The sequence below is a fragment of the Pseudomonas baetica genome, from assembly GCF_019733355.1.
GTDB classification, from domain to species: Bacteria; Pseudomonadota; Gammaproteobacteria; order Pseudomonadales; family Pseudomonadaceae; genus Aquipseudomonas; species Aquipseudomonas baetica_A.
In genome coordinates this window covers 116419-134952 of the sequence record NZ_JAIHLQ010000007.1, presented here as the reverse complement: position 1 = coordinate 134952, position 18534 = coordinate 116419, and the positions used below count along the sequence as shown (strand labels likewise).

At 58.9% G+C, this 18534-nt stretch carries 16 protein-coding genes; 5 read left to right on the top strand and 11 right to left on the bottom strand.

The window, feature by feature from the left end:
- Window positions 1–34: 34 nt before the first annotated feature.
- Window positions 35–1204: a M14-type cytosolic carboxypeptidase gene (locus K5E40_RS09120; protein WP_221730433.1), complete on the bottom strand. Its 1170-nt coding sequence runs from the start codon at window positions 1202–1204 to the stop codon at window positions 35–37.
- 97 nt (window positions 1205–1301) lie between these two features.
- Between K5E40_RS09120 and K5E40_RS09115 the strand changes: the two genes are divergently transcribed.
- Window positions 1302–1466, top strand: coding sequence for a hypothetical protein (locus K5E40_RS09115; protein WP_221730432.1), 165 nt, complete (start codon window positions 1302–1304; stop codon window positions 1464–1466).
- 218 nt (window positions 1467–1684) lie between these two features.
- On the opposite strand, the gene K5E40_RS09110 is transcribed toward K5E40_RS09115, so the two are convergent.
- A complete protein-coding gene (locus K5E40_RS09110; protein ID WP_221730431.1) occupies window positions 1685–2023 on the bottom strand; it encodes a DUF6124 family protein in 339 nt (112 codons plus the stop codon).
- 130 nt (window positions 2024–2153) lie between these two features.
- Here K5E40_RS09110 and K5E40_RS09105 point away from each other — a divergent pair, with 130 nt between their 5' ends.
- Window positions 2154–2810, top strand: coding sequence for a LexA family transcriptional regulator (locus K5E40_RS09105; RefSeq protein WP_221730430.1), 657 nt, complete (start codon window positions 2154–2156; stop codon window positions 2808–2810).
- A 39-nt stretch (window positions 2811–2849) separates the two neighbouring features.
- Here K5E40_RS09105 and K5E40_RS09100 read toward each other — a convergent pair whose 3' ends face one another.
- The 4 genes from K5E40_RS09100 to K5E40_RS09085 form a co-directional block, all read right to left on the bottom strand.
- A complete protein-coding gene (locus tag K5E40_RS09100) occupies window positions 2850–4799 on the bottom strand; it encodes an acetyl/propionyl/methylcrotonyl-CoA carboxylase subunit alpha (protein ID WP_221730429.1) in 1950 nt (649 codons plus the stop codon).
- Window positions 4799–5614 carry a gamma-carboxygeranoyl-CoA hydratase gene (locus K5E40_RS09095; protein WP_221730428.1) on the bottom strand — a complete coding sequence of 272 codons (816 nt, stop codon included), beginning with the start codon at window positions 5612–5614 and terminating at the stop codon, window positions 4799–4801. Before K5E40_RS09095 ends, K5E40_RS09100 begins: the two co-directional genes overlap by 1 nt.
- A 116-nt stretch (window positions 5615–5730) precedes the next feature.
- A complete protein-coding gene (locus K5E40_RS09090; protein WP_221730427.1) occupies window positions 5731–7338 on the bottom strand; it encodes a carboxyl transferase domain-containing protein in 1608 nt (535 codons plus the stop codon).
- A 12-nt stretch (window positions 7339–7350) separates the two neighbouring features.
- Window positions 7351–8514 (bottom strand): isovaleryl-CoA dehydrogenase, encoded by a 1164-nt coding sequence (locus K5E40_RS09085; RefSeq protein ID WP_221730426.1) that lies wholly within the window; start codon window positions 8512–8514, stop codon window positions 7351–7353.
- Window positions 8515–8814: 300 nt separating this feature from the next.
- Here K5E40_RS09085 and K5E40_RS09080 point away from each other — a divergent pair, with 300 nt between their 5' ends.
- Window positions 8815–10512 carry an AMP-binding protein gene (locus K5E40_RS09080; RefSeq protein WP_221730425.1) on the top strand — a complete coding sequence of 566 codons (1698 nt, stop codon included), beginning with the start codon at window positions 8815–8817 and terminating at the stop codon, window positions 10510–10512.
- A gap of 664 nt (window positions 10513–11176) precedes the next feature.
- On the opposite strand, the gene K5E40_RS09075 is transcribed toward K5E40_RS09080, so the two are convergent.
- The 3 genes from K5E40_RS09075 to K5E40_RS09065 all read right to left on the bottom strand — a co-directional run bounded on the left by K5E40_RS09075 (window position 11177) and on the right by K5E40_RS09065 (window position 13732).
- Window positions 11177–12076, bottom strand: a complete 900-nt coding sequence (locus K5E40_RS09075; protein ID WP_221730424.1) for a hydroxymethylglutaryl-CoA lyase — start codon at window positions 12074–12076, stop codon at window positions 11177–11179.
- Between the two features lie 147 nt (window positions 12077–12223).
- Entirely contained in the window at window positions 12224–12625 is a 402-nt protein-coding gene (locus K5E40_RS09070) for a MerR family DNA-binding transcriptional regulator (protein WP_003223708.1), read from the bottom strand.
- Window positions 12626–12802: 177 nt separating this feature from the next.
- The gene (locus K5E40_RS09065) at window positions 12803–13732 is read right to left on the bottom strand and encodes a LysR family transcriptional regulator (protein WP_221730423.1); all 930 of its coding nucleotides are present in this window, start codon (window positions 13730–13732) and stop codon (window positions 12803–12805) included.
- 172 nt (window positions 13733–13904) lie between these two features.
- On the opposite strand from K5E40_RS09065, the gene K5E40_RS09060 reads away from it, so the two are divergent.
- Complete coding sequence (locus K5E40_RS09060) at window positions 13905–15134, top strand: acyl-CoA dehydrogenase (RefSeq protein WP_221730422.1); 1230 nt, start codon at window positions 13905–13907, stop codon at window positions 15132–15134.
- A 131-nt stretch (window positions 15135–15265) separates the two neighbouring features.
- Here the strand turns inward: K5E40_RS09060 and K5E40_RS09055 are convergent, their stop codons facing one another.
- Entirely contained in the window at window positions 15266–16600 is a 1335-nt protein-coding gene (locus K5E40_RS09055) for a substrate-binding domain-containing protein (protein WP_221730421.1), read from the bottom strand.
- A gap of 189 nt (window positions 16601–16789) precedes the next feature.
- On the bottom strand, window positions 16790–17602 hold the full coding sequence (gene xthA, locus K5E40_RS09050) for an exodeoxyribonuclease III (protein ID WP_221730420.1): 813 nt from the start codon (window positions 17600–17602) through the stop codon (window positions 16790–16792).
- A gap of 245 nt (window positions 17603–17847) precedes the next feature.
- Here xthA and K5E40_RS09045 point away from each other — a divergent pair, with 245 nt between their 5' ends.
- Window positions 17848–18498 carry an N-acetyltransferase gene (locus tag K5E40_RS09045; protein WP_221730419.1) on the top strand — a complete coding sequence of 217 codons (651 nt, stop codon included), beginning with the start codon at window positions 17848–17850 and terminating at the stop codon, window positions 18496–18498.
- The last annotated feature ends 36 nt before the right edge of the window (window positions 18499–18534 follow it).

Below are 18534 nucleotides of genomic sequence, written 5' to 3'. Positions count from 1 at the left end.
GCCATTTTTCAGGGGCAGCTACCCAATCTTTTGGTCAGGCGAGGGAGAGTGGATCGCGCAGGGTATCGACCATGCTGGCAATGGTCGTCAGCACGTCTTTGCCTAGCTGGCTGGAGCGTTTGCCCGACCAGCCGGTTTGCGGGTTCGGCGCGTCGTCGTGATCCTTGAACGGCATTTCCAGGGTCAGTGACAGGCAATCGTACTGTTGGCCAACGCTGTTGCACGCCAGGGTCATGTTGGCTTGGCCCGGTTCGTCACGGGTGTAGCCGTATTTGGTCTGGAAGTCTTTGGTGGTGTGTTTCAGATGGCTGCGGAAATGTTCTTCGAGTTTCTCCAGCCGCGGCGTATACCCCGGATTACCTTCGCAACCGGCGGTGAAGACATGAGGGATTTCCTCATCGCCGTGTACGTCGAGAAACAGATCGACGCCGTACTTTTCCATCTGCTGCTGCACGAAAAGGACTTCAGGGCTGATTTCCTGACTGGCGCTCTGCCAGGCACGGTTCAAGTCTTGTCCCATGGCGTTGGTGCGCAGATGCCCATGGAAGGCGCCGTCCGGGTTCATGTTTGGCACCAGGTACAGATCGGCACTGGCGAGCAGTTTATTCAGCACCGGATCGTCGTGTCTTTCCAGGCGTTCGATCACCCCTTCCATGAACCACTCGGCCATGTGCTCGCCCGGGTGTTGCTGGGCGATGATCCAGATTTTGCGCTGACCTTGCGCGCCGCTGCCTTTGCGCAGTAACTGAATATCGCGGCCCTCGACACTTTTACCTGTCGCCAGCAACTCGGTGCCGGCCTTGGTCAGCGCTTGTTCGATCAACCAGTCGTGGCGGCCGCGGCTGTAGGGTTCGAAATAGGCGAACCAGGCGTGAGTCTGGGTGGCTTCGAGGCAGAAACGCAGGCAGTCGCCTTCGAAAATGGTGGGTACACGGAACCAGTTGACGTGATCGTAGGAGGCTACGGCCTGATAACCATCCCAGGCTTTGTTGTACGAAGATTGGCTGGCGTTGTTGAGGCGAAACCAGTGTTCCTGGCCGACATGAAGACCACTGGCCTTGAAGTGGAACCACTGAAAGTGGGCGCTTCGGGTGTCCGGGCGGATGGCCAGAACCGGATTGAGCGGATTGCTGATATCGATGACTTGAATATTGCCGCTGTCGAAGTTGGCACTGATGTCGAACGAAGATTTGGCCACGGTCATAATCGATTCCTGAATATGATTTTTATGGTGGCTACTTTACACGCAAGACAGAGATGAAACCGAGGGGAAATGCTGGGGCGTGGCGGGGGCGTCCTCCATGACGCTCATGCAGCTTAGAGGCTATGCGATTGATTCTCAAGCGCTAATTGCTATTAGTTTGCCCCAATGTGCTCGGGCTTCGTTTGCCAAGCAATACTCTTTTGATACTATCCGCGTCATCGAATTTGCAGCACTTAAAGACTTCATTAGCCTGAAGCCATAAGCCCGAAAAACGGGTAAAAAAAAGACCCGGCAAAAAGCCGGGTCAAAAACCGTGATTAGCCTGATGAGGAGATAGTCCAGAAGACCGACCTAAGGTCTCTGGTCCATCGACTGATCTCGCGACCAGTTGCTTGCAATAATAATCATTATCATTTGCAAGTCAAATGTTTTTATTGGCGTGATTGGAAAATTCTTTCCCGCGCCACTGGCCCCCGTTCCTCAGACTTCATCGCCATCGAGCGAGTGGTCGACCATCGCCCGCGCCATATCCACCATGTGCACCACTGAAAAGGCCAGGTCGCGATTCGCGCCTTGCAGGTTTTCCGCTGCCTTGAAAGCAGTGGCGGCCGCGCAGCGCAAGAGATCAGAGGCATGCACCAAGGCTTCTTCGCCACTGAGATGCCGTTTGACATCGAAAAAACGCTCATCGACCTCGGGTTCTGACACAGCTGGTTTCAAGTAGTAATCCAAGGCTCGCTGCGCCGCGGCGTTGCCTTGCGGCGAAGTAAACGTGGTGTCCATTTGCAGATCGGGCAAGTCTTTGCTGCTGATATTCATGATGAGAGGCCGCTCCTTGTTCGATTGAAAATCCGTGCCTTCAGGATAGTACGAAGTGTATTTGTGACCATAATTTAAATACTACAATATGTGTTTTGTTGGCCGGAGGTGTCCGAGTAAGGTGCCGCACATGGATAAATGGATTGAGTTGGTCAAGGCCAAGATGAGTGAGCTCAAAATCACTCAAACAGAGCTCGGAGAGCGTGTCGGCATGTCCCAGGGGGGCATCGGTCATTGGCTGAACAAACGTCGCGAACCCGGTATCACGGAAATGAACCGCGTGCTGCAAGCGCTCGGCATGGATTTCCTTGAAGTGGTGCTGGTGATTCGTGAGCCGCAGGTGACGCCGGATGACGAGATGCCGCTGGCGCAGAAGTACAACCCGTACTTTCGTTACCCGGTCAGCGACTGGAAGACACCCTGCGAGGTGCGCGAGAACGAACCCGTCTACGTCCCGGCATCAGCCCGCCAGCGATTCGCACTCACGGATTATCATGCCCGTGGCGCGGCGTTCTGGCTGACGGTGGTGGGCAATTCGATGACCGCTCCCAGCGGTCAGAGCATTGCCGAAGGCATGCTCATTCTGGTGGATCCAGAGGTGGAGGCAGCGCCCGGTAAACTGGTGATTGCCCAGTGGACGGACAGCGATGAAGCGATTTTTCGCAAGCTCGACGAAGAGGGCGGCCAGCGTTACCTGGTGCCGCTCAATCCGACTTGGCCGAAAGCCCTGTTTACCGATGAATGTCGAATCATCGGCGTCGTGGTTCAGGCAACGGCGCGTTTCTAGTCAGATCGATCCTCGCCAGGTGCAGGATCGATCCTTCATTCACGCTTCTTCCAGTTCAACCAAAGCGCTGCCTTCGCCGACCATTTCGCCTTCCTGGCAATACAGCGCTTTGATCACCCCGGCATGTGGCGCGCGGATGCTGTGTTCCATCTTCATGGCTTCCAGCACCACCAGTTGCGCACCGGCCTCGACCTTCTGCCCGGCCTCGACCAATACCCGTACGATGCTGCCGTTCATTGGCGCAGTCAGGCCGCCCTGATGAGTGTGACTGGCTTCGACCGCGCTGATCGGGTCGTACGCCTCGATACGCCGCAACTCGCCATCCCAACGCAGATACAGCGAATCTCCCTGACGAATAGCGCGCAACGTGCGACGTACGCCGTCTTGCTCAACCACCAGTGCCTCGCCCGAGAGTGTGGCGTTGCCACCTGAACTCAGCGTCAGCGCTCGATCCTGGCCCTCACAGCTCAAGTGCAGGGTGATTTCCTTTGGCAGGCCGGCGCGCAAGCCGCTGTTAAGCGACCACGGCGAAGAAGGATCGTCCGCCCGCAAAACACTCGGCAGACTCTGCGCGAACGCCTGCGCCGCTGCATCCCAGAACGCATCGCTCAACTCGCCCGGTGCCGGCAGTAGTTGCTCCTGATAACTCGGAATAAACCCGGTATCCAGTTCTGCTGCCGCAAACGCCGGGTGAGCGATGATGCGTCGCAAGAAGTTGATGTTGGTCTTCAATCCGCCAATGGCGAATTCGTCGAGCATGCTCAACAAACGCAGGCGCGCCTGTTCACGATCCTCGCCCCAGGCAATCAACTTGCCGAGCATCGGGTCATAGAACGGCGAAATTTCATCACCTTCTTCAACGCCGCTATCAACCCGGCGCCCTGGACCTTCAATCGATTCGCGATACAGCGCCAGGCGCCCGGTCGCCGGCAAGAACTCATTCGCAGGGTCTTCGGCATACAACCTAACCTCAATCGCATGGCCATTAAGCGGCACTTGATCCTGCGTGATCGGCAGCGTTTCACCACGGGCAACGCGGATCTGCCAGGCCACCAGATCGAGACCGGTAATCGCCTCGGTCACCGGGTGCTCAACCTGCAGCCGGGTGTTCATCTCCATGAAGAAGAATTCGCCGCGTGCGTCGAGCAAAAACTCCACCGTCCCCGCGCCGACATAGCCGATGGCCTGTGCCGAACGCACCGCCGCTTCACCCATGGCCTTGCGCAGTGTCGGCGACAGGCCCGGTGCCGGGGCCTCTTCGACCACTTTCTGGTGACGGCGCTGAATCGAACAGTCACGCTCATTGAGGTACAGGCAATGGCCGTGCTGATCGGCAAACACCTGGATTTCCACATGACGCGGTTTGAGCAGGTATTTCTCCACCAGCATCCGCGAGTCGCCGAATGACGACTGTGCCTCACGCTGAGCGGAGGCGAGGGCTTCGGCCAGTTGACTGACGTCCTCAACCACTTTCATGCCTTTGCCGCCGCCACCGGCCGTGGCCTTGAGCAACACCGGGTAACCGATGCGTTCGCAGGCGTCACGGAAGGTGTCGATATCCTGTGCTTCGCCGTGATAACCCGGCACCAGCGGCACACCGGCGGTTTCCATGAGCGCTTTGGCGGCTGATTTGCTGCCCATGGCGTCGATGGCCGAAGCCGGTGGACCTAGAAATATCAGGCCTGCCGCTTCGATAGCGCGAGCGAAACCGGCGTTTTCGGAAAGAAAACCATAACCCGGATGAATCGCTTGAGCGCCGCTGGCCTTGGCCGCCGCGATCAGTTTGTCGATTTGCAGATAACTGTCAGCCGCTTTGCTACCACCGAGATCAACACGGATATCCGCTTCTCGGCTGTGCCGCGCTTCACGGTCGGTAGCGCTGTGCACAGCGACGGTGGTCAGGCCCAAGGCTTTGGCGGTGCGCATGACCCGGCAAGCGATTTCGCCACGGTTGGCCACCAGCAGGGTGGTGAGAACAGGTGCGCTCATCAACGCGGCTCCTTGGTGGTGGTTGCGGCTTGCCAGTTCGGCGGACGTTTTTGCAGGAAGGCACGCAAGCCTTCCTGGCCTTCGGGGCTGACGCGGATGCGCGCGATGGCGTTTTCGGTGTAGCGGCGCAGGGCCGGGGTCAGCGCACCGTTGCCGACTTCGCGCAGCAGATCTTTACTGGCGCGCAGCGCAGCGGGGCTGTTGAGCAGCAGGTTGTCGATCCATTGCTCAACCTGTTGCTCCAACTCAACGGCCGGATAGCTCTCGGACAATAAACCGAGTTCTCGCGCTCGCTGGCCGCCAAAACGCTCGGCAGTCAGGGCATAACGACGTGCTGCGCGTTGACCGATGGCTTGCACCACGAACGGACTGATCACTGCGGGCGCCAGACCGATGCGTACCTCCGACAGGCAGAACTGCGCATCATCGGCGCCGATGGCCATGTCGCAGCAACTGATCAGGCCCAATGCGCCACCGAACGCCGCGCCTTGCACCACGGCCAGCGTCGGGATTTTCAGTTTGGCGAGGTTGTACATCAGCTCCGCCAACTCGCGGGCGTCGTCCAGGTTGGTGTGGTAGTCGAGTTCCGCCGATTGCTGCATCCAGGCCAGATCGGCGCCGGCGCTGAAGTGCCGGCCACGGCCGCGCAGCAGCAGGAAGCGCAGGCTGGCATCGCTGGCAACTTTGTCGAGGGCCAGGATCAGTTCGCGGATCATCTCGGCATTGAAGGCGTTGTTCTTTTCTGCGCGGTTGAGCCACAGCGTCGCGAAACCCCGTGGGTCACTGTGCAGTTCGAGGGTGTTGAAATCGCTCATATTCGTCCGTCTCCACGGTCCTTGTGGGAGAGGGCTTGCTTGCGAAGGCGTCTATTGAGGTACATCCATAGTGGATGTGCCGCCGTCTTCGCGAGCAAGCCCGCTCCCACAAAAAATCACATCCGGAACACGCCAAAGCGGCTCGGTTCGATAGGCGCGTTCAGTGACGCGGACAAGGCCAGGGCCAGCACATCGCGGGTCTGTGCGGGGTCAATGACGCCGTCGTCCCACAGGCGTGCGCTGGAATAGTAGGGGTGGCCCTGTTCTTCGTACTGGTCGAGGATCGGTTGCTTGATCTCGGCTTCCTGCTCGGCGCTGAACGCTTGGCCGCTGCGTTCGGCCTGCTCGCGCTTGACCTGCACCAACACGCCTGCTGCCTGTTCGGCGCCCATCACGCCAATTCGCGCATTCGGCCACATCCACAGGAAGCGCGGATCGTAGGCCCGGCCGCACATGCCGTAGTTACCGGCGCCGAAGCTGCCGCCGATGATCACGGTGAATTTCGGCACCTTGGCGCAAGCCACGGCGGTGACCAGTTTTGCGCCGTGCTTGGCGATGCCGCCCGCTTCGTATTTCTGACCGACCATGAAGCCCGTGATGTTTTGTAAAAACAGCAGTGGAATGCCGCGCTGGCAGGCCAGTTCGATGAAGTGCGCGCCTTTTTGGGCGGCTTCGGCGAAGAGGATGCCGTTGTTGGCGAGAATCGCGATCGGATACCCGTGCAGATGCGCGAAACCGCACACCAGCGTGGTGCCGAACAGCGCCTTGAATTCATCGAACACTGAACCGTCGACCAACCGCGCAATCACTTCGCGCACATCGAACGGTTGCTTGGCGTCCGCCGAAACCACGCCATACAACTCGTCGCTGGCGTACAGCGGAGCAATCGGTGTGCGCTGCTGCACTTCGCCGAGTTTGCGCCAGTTGAGGTTGGCGACGCTGCGGCGGGCGAGGGCGAGGGCGTGTTCGTCGCTCTCGGCGTAATGGTCGGCGACCCCGGAAATCTTGCAGTGCACATCGGCACCGCCCAGCTCCTCGGCGCTGACCACTTCACCGGTCGCGGCTTTCACCAGCGGCGGGCCTGCGAGAAAAATCGTCGCTTGATTGCGCACCATGATCGCTTCATCGGCCATCGCCGGCACATACGCGCCGCCCGCCGTGCACGACCCCATGACCACGGCGATCTGCGCAATGCCCATCGCGCTCATGTTGGCCTGGTTGAAGAAAATCCGCCCAAAGTGCTCGCGATCCGGGAACACCTCGTCCTGACGCGGCAGGTTGGCGCCGCCCGAGTCCACCAGGTAAATGCACGGCAGCCGGTTTTGCTGGGCGATGGTTTGTGCACGCAGGTGTTTCTTCACCGTCAGCGGGTAGTACGAGCCACCTTTTACGGTCGCATCGTTGGCGACGATCATGCATTCGACGCCTTCCACGCGGCCGATCCCGGCAATCACCCCGGCGGCTGGCACGTCCTCACCATAAACGGCGTAAGCCGCGAGTGGGCTGATTTCCAGAAACGGCGAACCCGGATCGAGCAAGCGATTGATACGCTCGCGCGGCAGCAATTTACCGCGCGAGGTGTGGCGTTCCTGGGCTTTCGCGCCGCCACCTTGTGCCACTTGGGCGAGGAGGGTGTGCAGGGCGTCAACCTGTTTGAGCATCGCTGCGCTGTTGGCGGCGAATTCCGCTGAACGGGGATTGAGCTGAGTGTGCAGGGTAGCCATGGTCAGCTCCGTTTAGCGGGTTTCGTTGAACAGTTCGCGACCGATCAGCATGCGACGGATCTCACTGGTGCCTGCACCGATTTCGTACAGCTTGGCGTCACGCAGCAGGCGGCCAGCCGGGAATTCGTTGATGTAACCGTTGCCGCCAAGAATCTGGATCGCGTCGAGAGCCATTTGTGTGGCGCGTTCGGCGGTGTAAAGGATCACGCCGGCGGCGTCCTTGCGCGTGGTTTCGCCGCGTTCGCAAGCCTGAGCCACCGCATAGAGGTAGGCACGGCTGGCGTTCAGTTGGGTGTACATGTCGGCGACCTTGCCCTGAATCAGCTGGAATTCGCCGATGCTCTGGCCGAATTGTTTGCGGTCGTGGATGTACGGCACGATCAGGTCCATGCACGACTGCATGATCCCGGTCGGGCCGCCGGACAGCACGACGCGTTCGTAATCGAGGCCGCTCATCAGCACTTTCACGCCGCCGTTGAGCACGCCGAGGATGTTTTCTTCCGGCACTTCGACGTCATCGAAAAACAGCTCGCAGGTGTTTGAGCCGCGCATGCCGAGCTTGTCGAACTTGTTGCTGCGGCTGAAGCCTTTCCAGTCGCGTTCAACAATGAAGGCGGTGATGCCGTGAGGGCCTTTTTCCAGATCGGTCTTGGCGTAGATCACGTAGGTATCGGCGTCAGGACCGTTGGTGATCCAGGTTTTGCTGCCGTTGAGGACGAAGCGGTCGCCACGTTTATCGGCGCGCAATTTCATCGAGACCACGTCGGAACCGGCGTTCGGTTCGCTCATCGCGAGGGCGCCGACATGCTCGCCGCTGATCAGCTTCGGCAGGTATTTGCTTTTCTGTTCGTGGTTGCCGTTGCGGTTGATCTGGTTGACGCAGAGGTTGGAGTGGGCACCGTAGGACAGCGCCACCGAGGCCGAGCCTCGGCTGATTTCTTCCATCGCGACCACGTGCGCCAGATAACCCAGGCCAGCGCCACCGTACTCTTCCGGCACGGTAATGCCGAGCAGGCCCATGTCACCGAATTTTCGCCACATGTCGGCGGGGAACAGGTTGTCGCTGTCGATCTGCGCCGCGCGCGGGGCGATTTCTTTAGCGACAAAGGACTGAACCTGATCGCGCAGCATGTCGATGGTTTCACCGAGGGCGAAGTTCAGGGATGGGTAGCTCATGGGTCACCTTTTGGCTTTTTTGTAGGGTGGGGAGGGCGGTCGCTCGGCTCTCACCTTTACGTTAACGTAAGCCTGCGATGAATGACTGTCAATCACCCTTTACGTTAACGTCAACTTGAGCGAGAGTAGGAGCAGTTCAAGATCGAAAACGGATTGTCTTTTGTGGGAGGGGGCTTGCTCGCGAAGGCGGTGGTTCAGTCGCCATATTGGTTGAATGACACGCCGCCTTCGCGAGCAAGCCCCCCTCCCACCAAAAATAGAACTCCGGTAAACCCACTAATAAAGATAATAGGGGTCGTCATGGATCAACCCAGTGCAAACCCGCAGCGCAGCTACACCCGCGGTTCCCAGGACAAAGCCTTGCTGGCGATGACCATCGGGCAGAAGTTCGACCAGACTGTCGCGCAATACCCGAACGGCGAGGCGCTGGTGGTGCGTCATCAGTCGTTGCGCTATTCCTGGCGGCAACTGGCGGATGCCGTGGATTTGCATGCCAGAGCCTTGCTCGCATTGGGGTTGCAGGTCGGTGACCGCCTCGGTATCTGGGCGCCGAATGGCGCGCAGTGGTGCATCACGCAAATCGCCACGGCAAAAATCGGCGTGATCCTGGTCAACATAAACCCGGCCTACCGCAGCTCCGAACTTGAATACGTATTGAAACAATCTGGCTGCCAATGGCTGGTCTGCGCCGGGTCGTTCAAGTCCTCCAACTACCACGCCATGTTGCAGGGGCTGGTGCCGGAACTGGCCGAGCAATCCATCGGTCAGTTGCGCAGCGAGCGCCTGCCGGATTTGCGCGCAGTGATCAGTCTCGACAAACAACCGCCTTCAGGTTTTCTGCCGTGGTCGCAACTGGCCGATCTGGCAGCCAGTGTCCCCCCAGAGCAATTACGCGACCGCAGCAACAGCTTGCACTTCGATCAACCCATCAACATCCAGTACACCTCCGGCACCACCGGTTTTCCCAAGGGTGCGACCCTCAGTCACTACAACATCCTCAATAACGGTTACATGGTCGGCGAAAGCATCGGCCTGACGCCGCTTGATCGGCTGGTGATCCCCGTGCCGCTGTACCACTGTTTCGGCATGGTCATGGGCAACCTCGGTTGCATCACCCACGCCAGTACGATGATTTACCCCAGCGACGCCTTTGATCCGCTATTGACCCTGCAAACCGTCGCTGAAGAGAAAGCCACCGGTCTGTACGGCGTGCCAACCATGTTTATCGCCATGCTCGATCAACCACGGCGCGCCGAGTTCGACCTGTCGAGCCTGCGCACCGGGATCATGGCCGGCGCCACGTGTCCGATTGAAATCATGCGTCGGGTGATCAACGAGATGCACATGAGCGAAGTGCAAATCGCTTATGGCATGACCGAGACCAGCCCGGTGTCGCTGCAAACCGGTCCAAGTGACGAACTGGAACTGCGCGTGACCACCGTCGGCCGCACCCAGCCGCAACTGGAAAGCAAGATCATCGATGAGGCTGGCAACCTCGTACCTCGCGGCACCATCGGCGAACTCTGCACTCGCGGTTACAGCGTAATGCTCGGTTACTGGAGCAACCCGCAAGCCACGGCCGAGGCTATTGATGACGCGGGCTGGATGCACACAGGTGACCTGGCGAGCATGAATGACGAGGGTTACGTGAACATCGCCGGGCGTAACAAGGACATGATCATCCGTGGTGGCGAAAACGTTTATCCGCGCGAGCTGGAAGAATTCTTCTTCACGCATCCAGCAGTGGCGGACGTGCAGGTAATCGGCATTCCCTGTTCGCGTTACGGGGAAGAGATCGTCGCCTGGATCAAGTTTCACCCCGGCCACAGTGCTTCGCAGCTGGAACTGCAAACCTGGTGCAAGGAACGCATCGCGCACTTCAAGACGCCGCGGCACTTCAAGTTCGTCGAAGAGTTTCCGATGACGGTGACGGGCAAGGTCCAGAAATTCAGGATGCGTGAGATCAGTATCGAGGAGTTGAAAAGCATCGAGCGGTAACCACTACCCCTGTGGGAGCGGGCTTGCTCGCGAATGCGCAGTGTCATCCACCAAAGATGTTGACTGACCTGATGCATTCGCGAGCAAGCCCGCTCCCACAAGGGACGCGGTGAAAATACAAATCGCAGAAAGCACAAAGGGGAGCCGAGGCTCCCCTTTAATTTTGTCGTCGCGTGCTCTTTTTATTATTGAGGCTCGGTCTATTGTTGTTTTTAGCAACCGTGGCCTTCTACCGCTTTTTTGGCGACCCCCATCCGGGGTCAAGAGCAAACGTATTTTTTTGAGCGCTGATCTGCTTTCTCGTTAAACGATCCAACCGATTCGGGAGCTACCTGAAGGTAGTTTTATTGTTCTCTGCCCGGTTGCGGGTCACTCCTGAGAGCACCCTGAAAAGCACACCTTCTCCAAAAAAATCTGTTAGCTGCGTCTCTGCCGTGTTGTTTTTGTTATGTCAGAGTCGGTACGTCTTATTTTTATTGGTTTGCCGCTTTTTATTCTTGTTATGCCATAGAGATAGCAGAACGCGTGCCAACTTTTAAAATGCCTTATAAATCAATAGCTTAATATTTTTCAGGGTTTTTTCGTTCTGCCAAAGCCAGACAATTTGTTTCCGTGTTACTCGTTTAAGCCCACATCGGCGACACCGCGGTAACACAGTCCTTCATCACTGTGCGCTACGTGCCTTGGCCACACGCGAACCGCTTGGGCGACCGAGCACCGCGCTGATCTGTTGGCCCGCGTCAATCAAGGCGTCCAGGTCGATACCGGTTTCGATCCCCAGGCCGTTGAGCAGGTACACCACGTCTTCGGTCGCCACGTTACCGCTCGCGCCTTTGGCGTAAGGGCAGCCGCCGAGTCCGGCGATAGAGCTGTCGAACACCGCAATGCCTTCGAGCAGACTGGCATAAATGTTGGCCATGGCCTGGCCGTAAGTGTCGTGGAAATGCCCGGCGAGTTTGTCCCGTGGCACCTGTGCCGACACCACGTCGAACAGACGCCGGGTCGCGCCTGCCGTGCCAGTGCCGATGGTGTCGCCAAGCGATACTTCATAGCAGCCCATGGCGTACAACTCCCGCGCAACCATGGCCACTTGCTCTGGCGCGACCGTGCCTTCATAGGGGCAGCCGAGCACGCAGGAAACGTAACCGCGCACGGTAACGCCGTGTTGTTTCGCCGCATCCATGATGGGTGCAAACCGCGCCAGGCTTTCGCTGATCGAGCAATTGATGTTGCGCTGCGAGAACGCTTCCGACGCGGCGGCGAACACCGCGACTTCCTTGACCCCGGCCGCGATAGCGTCTTCGAAGCCGCGCAGGTTCGGCGCCAGTGCGCCGTAGGTCACGCCGGGTTTGCGCTGGATCTGCGCGAAGACTTCGGCGGAGCCGGCCATCTGCGGGACCCATTTGGGCGAGACGAAACTGCCGACTTCTATATAGCCCAGACCTGCGGCGCTCAGAGCATCGACCAATTGCACTTTGTCAGCGACGCTGATGGGCTGGGCTTCGTTCTGCAGGCCATCGCGCGGGCCGACTTCGATCAGGCGTACTTGGGAGGGGAGGGACATGGCGTTGACCTGTTCTTTTGAATTCGAGGTGACCCCCCTTGTGGGAGCGGGCTTGCTCGCGAATGCGCAGTGTCAGGCGACAAATTGCTATCTGATACACCGCATTCGCGAACAAGCCCGCTCCCACCGGGGAAATGTTGTGCTCAATTACTGCGCGATCTGCTGGCTCTTGAGCGTCTGCTCCAGCGCCTGCACGCAACGCTCTTCGGCGGTATCGAGTTCCAGCTTCATCTGTTCGATGTCGAGCAACTGCTGCTCTAGCTGTTCGCGGCGTTCGCTGATCTTCGCCAACATGCTGTTGAGCTGTTTGGTGTTACCGCTGGACGGGTCGTAGAGCTCAATCAATTCGCGACATTCGGCCAGCGAGAAACCGATGCGCTTGCCGCGCAGGATCAGCTTCAGACTGACTTTGTCGCGTGGTGAATAGATGCGTTCCTGGCCACGACGCTCGGGGCTGAGCAGGCCTTGCTCTTCATAAAAGCGGATCGCCCGCGTGGTGATGTCCAGCTCGCGGGCGAGGTCGGAAATGCTGTAGGTCTGGCTGCTCATCAAAGCGCTCGAAAAAAGGTCTTGGCGCTAAGCTAATGGCAGGTTGACGTTTACGTCAAGGCTCAAAATTTGCGCTGTGTTTGCTGGTCTCTTCGCGAGCAGGCTCGCTCCCACATGGAAATGCGATCCCGTGTGGGAGCGAGCCTGCTCGCGATGGCAGCGCCGCGGTAAAACTTCCTACACCTTATCGAGCTTCTTCTCATACGCCGTCACCTGCTGGCACAACTCGATCATCTGTTCGCGCATCCAGCGGTTGGCCGGGTCCTGATCGGTGCTTTCGTGCCAGTAAAGGTGTGTCTCGACCGGCGGTACATCGTTGACCGGCAAATTGAACGAATGCAGTTCGTGCCGACGGGCGAAACGCTCCGGCACGGTCATGACCATGTCGGTCTGCTGCATCACTTGGGACGCCATCAGGTAATGCTGGGAGCGCAGGGCGATCTTGCGCTGGATGCCCATTTTGCCCAAGGCCAGATCGACATAACCCAAGCCGCTGCGACGGCTGGAAATATGGATGTGGGTCAGCGAGAGATAGTCATCGAGGCTGAGTTTTTCCTTGCCCGCCATCGGATGCCCCTTGCGCATCGCACAGACGTAACGGTCTTCCATCAGTTTGACGTGGCGCACCTGCGGGTCGGTGTTGAGTGGCGCGTCGACGGCAAAATCCAGCCGCCCGGCCGCCAGTTCCTTAGTGGTTTCCCGGCGTTTGGACAGAAAGCTTTCGATGATCACCGTCGGTGCCAGTCGGCGCAGACGCTGGAACAGCGGCGGCAGAATCACCGCTTCAGTGAGGTCGGTCATGCTGATGCGGTAGGTCTTGGCCGCTTGCGCCGGATTGAAAATACGGCTTTCCTGAACCGACACTCGCAACAGCGACAGCGCGTTGCGCACCGGGCCGATGATGTTCTGCGCCATCGGCGTCGGCACCATGCCTTGGGCCGTGCGCACGAAGAGTGGGTCGTTGAAGGTCTCGCGCAACCGCGCCAATGCGTTGGACACCGCTGGCTGAGTGATGCCGACAATCTGCCCGGCGCGGGTCAGGTTGGCTTCGGTGTAGATCGCGTCAAAGACGATGAAAAGGTTGAGGTCGACCTTGCTCAGATTCATAACGCGGCTTCTCTTGTTTTTAAGGGCAGGTGTTTTAGGGGCTGACGATCACTGGATCATATATCGGTGATGAATGTTTATACACGCCGAGAATAGGCTAGGTAAATTATCAACGCTGTTCTAGCATCGATTGCATGACCTGAACAACCTCTCCAAAAAGAAGGTACTGCCCATGGATTTCGCTTATTCGCCCAAGGTGCAAGAACTGCGTGAGCGCGTGACCGCGTTCATGGACACTTACGTTTACCCGGCCGAAGCCGTGTTTGAGCGCCAGGTTGCCGAGGGCGACCGCTGGCAGCCGACCGCGATCATGGAAGAGCTCAAAGCCAAGGCCAAGTCTGAAGGACTGTGGAACCTGTTTCTGCCCGAGTCGGAACTCGGCGCCGGCCTGACCAACCTCGAATACGCACCGTTGGCGGAAATCATGGGCCGCTCCTTGCTGGGGCCAGAGCCGTTCAACTGCTCGGCGCCGGACACCGGCAACATGGAAGTGCTGGTGCGCTACGCCAACGAAGAACAGAAGCAGCGCTGGCTCGAACCGCTGCTGCGCGGCGAGATCCGCTCGGCGTTCGCCATGACCGAGCCGGACGTTGCCTCGTCCGACGCCACCAACATGGCCGCCCGTGCTGTGCGTGATGGTGACGAGTGGGTGATCAACGGCAAGAAGTGGTGGACCTCCGGCGCCTGCGACCCGCGCTGCAAAATCCTGATCTTCATGGGCCTGAGCAATCCCGACGCGCCGCGCCACGCCCAGCACTCGATGATCCTCGTGCCGGTCGATACCCCCGGTGTGAAAATCGTCCGTCCGCTGCCGGTGTTTGGCTACGACGATGCACCGCACGGACACGCCGAAGTGTTGTTCGACAACGTGCGCGTGCCGTACGAAAACGTCCTGCTCGGTGAGGGACGCGGCTTCGAAATTGCTCAGGGCCGACTTGGCCCCGGCCGGATTCACCACTGCATGCGGTCGATCGGCATGGCTGAACGGGCGTTGGAGTTGATGTGCAAACGCTCGGTGAACCGCACGGCATTTGGCAAACCATTGGCACGCCTGGGCGGTAATATCGACAAAATCGCCGACTCGCGAATGGAAATCGACATGGCCCGTTTGCTGACGTTGAAAGCGGCGTACATGATGGACACCGTCGGCAACAAAGTCGCCAAGAGCGAGATCGCGCAGATCAAAGTCGTCGCGCCGAACGTGGCATTGCGCGTGATTGACCGAGCGATTCAGATCCACGGCGGGGCCGGGGTGTCGAACGATTTCCCGCTGGCCTACATGTATGCCATGCAACGCACCCTGCGCCTGGCTGACGGCCCGGACGAAGTGCACCGCGCGGCGATCGGCAAGTTCGAGATCGGCAAATATGTGCCGAAGGAAATGCTGCGCAGCGAGCGCTGATCCAGCACCGCGTTATCGTTCTTCGCGAGCAAGCTCGCTCCCACATTCAACCGCATTCAACCGGAAGAAATGCGATCCAATGTGGGAGCAAGCCTGCTCGCGAAGGCGTCAATGCAGGTGCCAATGAACACTCAATACACCCAAACCTCCACCCGCCGATTCTTGATCCGCCCCTCATCGGCACTGTTAGTCGCCACCGGCATCAGCGCGCCAAAGCCGCGAACTTCACGCAACACCACGCCGTTCTTGACCAGTTCGCGCCGCACCGCCATCGCCCGCAATTTCGACAGCAGATCCGCGCGCGCCGGGTCATCCTTGGCATCACCAAACCCCACCAGTGTTACCGCGCGATCGGTCTTGTCGTGACCCTTTATATAGTCGAGCACCCGCGCCAGATCTTGCCGCGCCTTGTTATCCAGGCTGGCGCTGCCTTCTTCAAAACGGAAGTTCACGGTCAGACGTTGGGCGTGGCGGCTGAGGGATTGATAACCCTCGGGCATCAGTGAATTGGGGGTGACGCTCATCGCACGTACGGTCTGACTGATAAAGCCGTTGGCGGCGACAATCGTCTGGCCCTGAGGGCTTTGTGCAAATGCCACCAACGCTGTCGCCCACAGGTTTTTGCTGTCTGGCGGCAGATAGAAGAACAGCCGTCGAGACAGCGGATAGTCTTCGGTGGCAATCAGATTGTTAAGCGCCAGCATCGATTGCGAAGCGCCATCAGCGATTGCCACGGCTTTTGCCTGGCGCACATACGGCAGGCCAATGAAGCCAATGCCTTGCGGGTCGCTGCTCACGGCGTCGGACAACTGCTCGCTGGATTCGAACCTTTTCGCCGAACTGTTCAGACTTTTCCCGCGAGGGCTGAGGACCAGTTCCTTAAACGTGTCGTACGTGCCGGACTGATCATCCCGCGCATATAAATGAATCGGGCCGCCACGACCGCCGAGGTCTTTCCAGGTTTTCACCTCGCCACTGAAGATGCGCGCCAGTTGCTCGGTGTCCAGTTGCTGCAGCGGGTTGTCGGGGTGAAGGATGATCGCCACACCATCGATGGCAATGACTTGCTCGGCAGCGGGACTTTTCAGATCGCCCAGCGATTGCAGGCTGAGCAACTCGCTGTCCTTGATCTCTCGGGAGGAGGCCGCCAGATCGGCGCTGGCGTTTCCCAGCGCGGTGAAACCGGTGCTGGAACCGTGGGCGGCGACTTCCACCACGACGCGTTTACCTTGGGCGGTCAGGCCGACGATGCGTTGTTCGTTGGCGGTATCCGGGGGCTCGCGGTGGATTTTCAGCAGGCCTTGTTCCTGCAAAAGACCTTCGACCAGCGCCGGGCCGAGTTCAGCGCCGATGGTGTTGGAGCCTTGAATGCGCAACGCCGGGCCGTTTTCGGGTATCGGCAGGGCAGCGGCAGAGACCGTCAGCCCTGCACTCAATAGAAAAACGAACAGAACACGCAGGATCATGCCGGCACCGAATCAAGCCAAGGGGATTGCCCGGGAGATTAAGTCAGTCGCATGACCAAAAGATTACAGCGCGTCAGCGTGGGCGCGGGCGTGCTCGCGGATGGCGGCGTATCAGCGACATTTTCGTCAACTGACACACCGATTTCGCGAGCAAGCCCGCTCCCACAGGGGAATGTGTGATGTCCTGAATCAGCTCAATTCAAGCCAGATCGGCGCATGATCCGACGGTTTTTCCATACCGCGCAGTTCATAGTCCACGCCCGCCGCTTTCACCCGTGGCAGCAGACCGTTGGAGGCCAGGATCACGTCAATGCGCAGGCCACGCTTGGGCTCGTCTTCAAAACCACGGCTGCGGTAGTCGAACCAGCTGAACATGTCGGTCACGTCCGGGTTCAGGTGGCGATAGCTGTCGGTCAGGCCCCAGTTTTTCAGACGCGCCATCCACTCGCGCTCTTCCGGCAGAAAGCTGCATTTGCCGGTTTTCAGCCAGCGCTTCATGTTGTCCGGGCCGATGCCGATGTCGCAATCTTCTGGGGAAATGTTCACATCGCCCATCACCACCAGCGGCTGTTCGTTGTTGAACTGGCTTTCCAGCAGTGCTTGCAGATCGTTGTAAAAACGCTGCTTGGCCGGGAACTTGGTGGGATGGTCGCGGCTTTCACCCTGAGGAAAGTAGCCGTTCATGATCGTCACCGGCACGCCGTTGGCGTCGGCGAAGGTGCCCCAGATGAAACGGCGCTGTGCGTCTTCTTCATCGGTGGCGAAACCTTTATGGATGGCAATCGGTTCCTGGCGCGAGAGCATGGCCACGCCGTAATGGCCTTTCTGGCCATGGTAATAGACGTGGTACCCGAGGGCGCGTACTTCCTCGAGCGGGAACTGGTCGTCGTGGACTTTGGTTTCCTGCAGGCCGATCACGTCCGGCTGATGTTTTTCGATCAGCGCTGCCAGCTGATGCGGACGGGCGCGCAGTCCGTTGATGTTGAAGGAAACAATCTTCATGGTCGGCAGTCCTGGCAAAAGGGCGATGCTAGCTGACATGTGGGATGGGGGCCAGTGTGGGGTGGGAGAAATCATTTTGGCCTGTGGGATTTGTATTGCCTGGGAGGGCCTCTTCGCGAGCAGGCCGGCAAAATCGATGAAGATCCCGAGTTGGTCTATACCTGAGGGGAACCGTGCCAACACCAAAAGGTTCGTACCAACAAGAGCGCAGCCATTTGAGCCGTGCCCCGGGGAGAATCCACGTCATGCCTGAAACCCAGACCGCCATCGCCGACATTCATATGCTCGACCGCGGCTATTCGCGTGAAGCCCGATCACTGCTGTATCAGGCCTACCGCCACGAGCCGACTTTCGGTTACCTGTTCGAAGCCGAGCGCCCCGGCTACGAGCAACGCGTGCGGGCGACGGTGCGTGAATTGGTCAAGCAACACTTCCTGCAGGATCTGCCGGCCATTGGCCTGTTGGTTAACGACCGCTTGATCGGCATCGCCCTGATCGCGCCGCCGCAACGTCGCTTGGGCATCACCGACAGCTGGGCGTGGCGCCTGCGGATGGTGCTCAGCACCGGTTTGCGTTGCACTCGGCGCTATCTGGAGTATCACGATGCCGTGTCCGCGTGCGTGCCCGGCGATTCGGTACACATGCTGCCGCTGCTGGGGGTTCATCCGCAGTTCCAGGGCAAACACTTCGGCGAACAATTGCTGACGGCTGTGCACAACTGGTGCGCGGTGGACGAAACGTCCCAAGGCGTGGTGCTCGACACCGGCAATCCGCGTTACCTGGACTTCTATAAACGTCAGGGTTATCAGGAGATTGGCGAAGTTGCCGTAGGTCCGGTGCGCGAACACGTTTTTTTTCACGCCAATCCGCAGCTGTTACAAACTGCAACAGCATAACAATCGAACTTCTTGGGAAATTTCCTGTTCTATCAC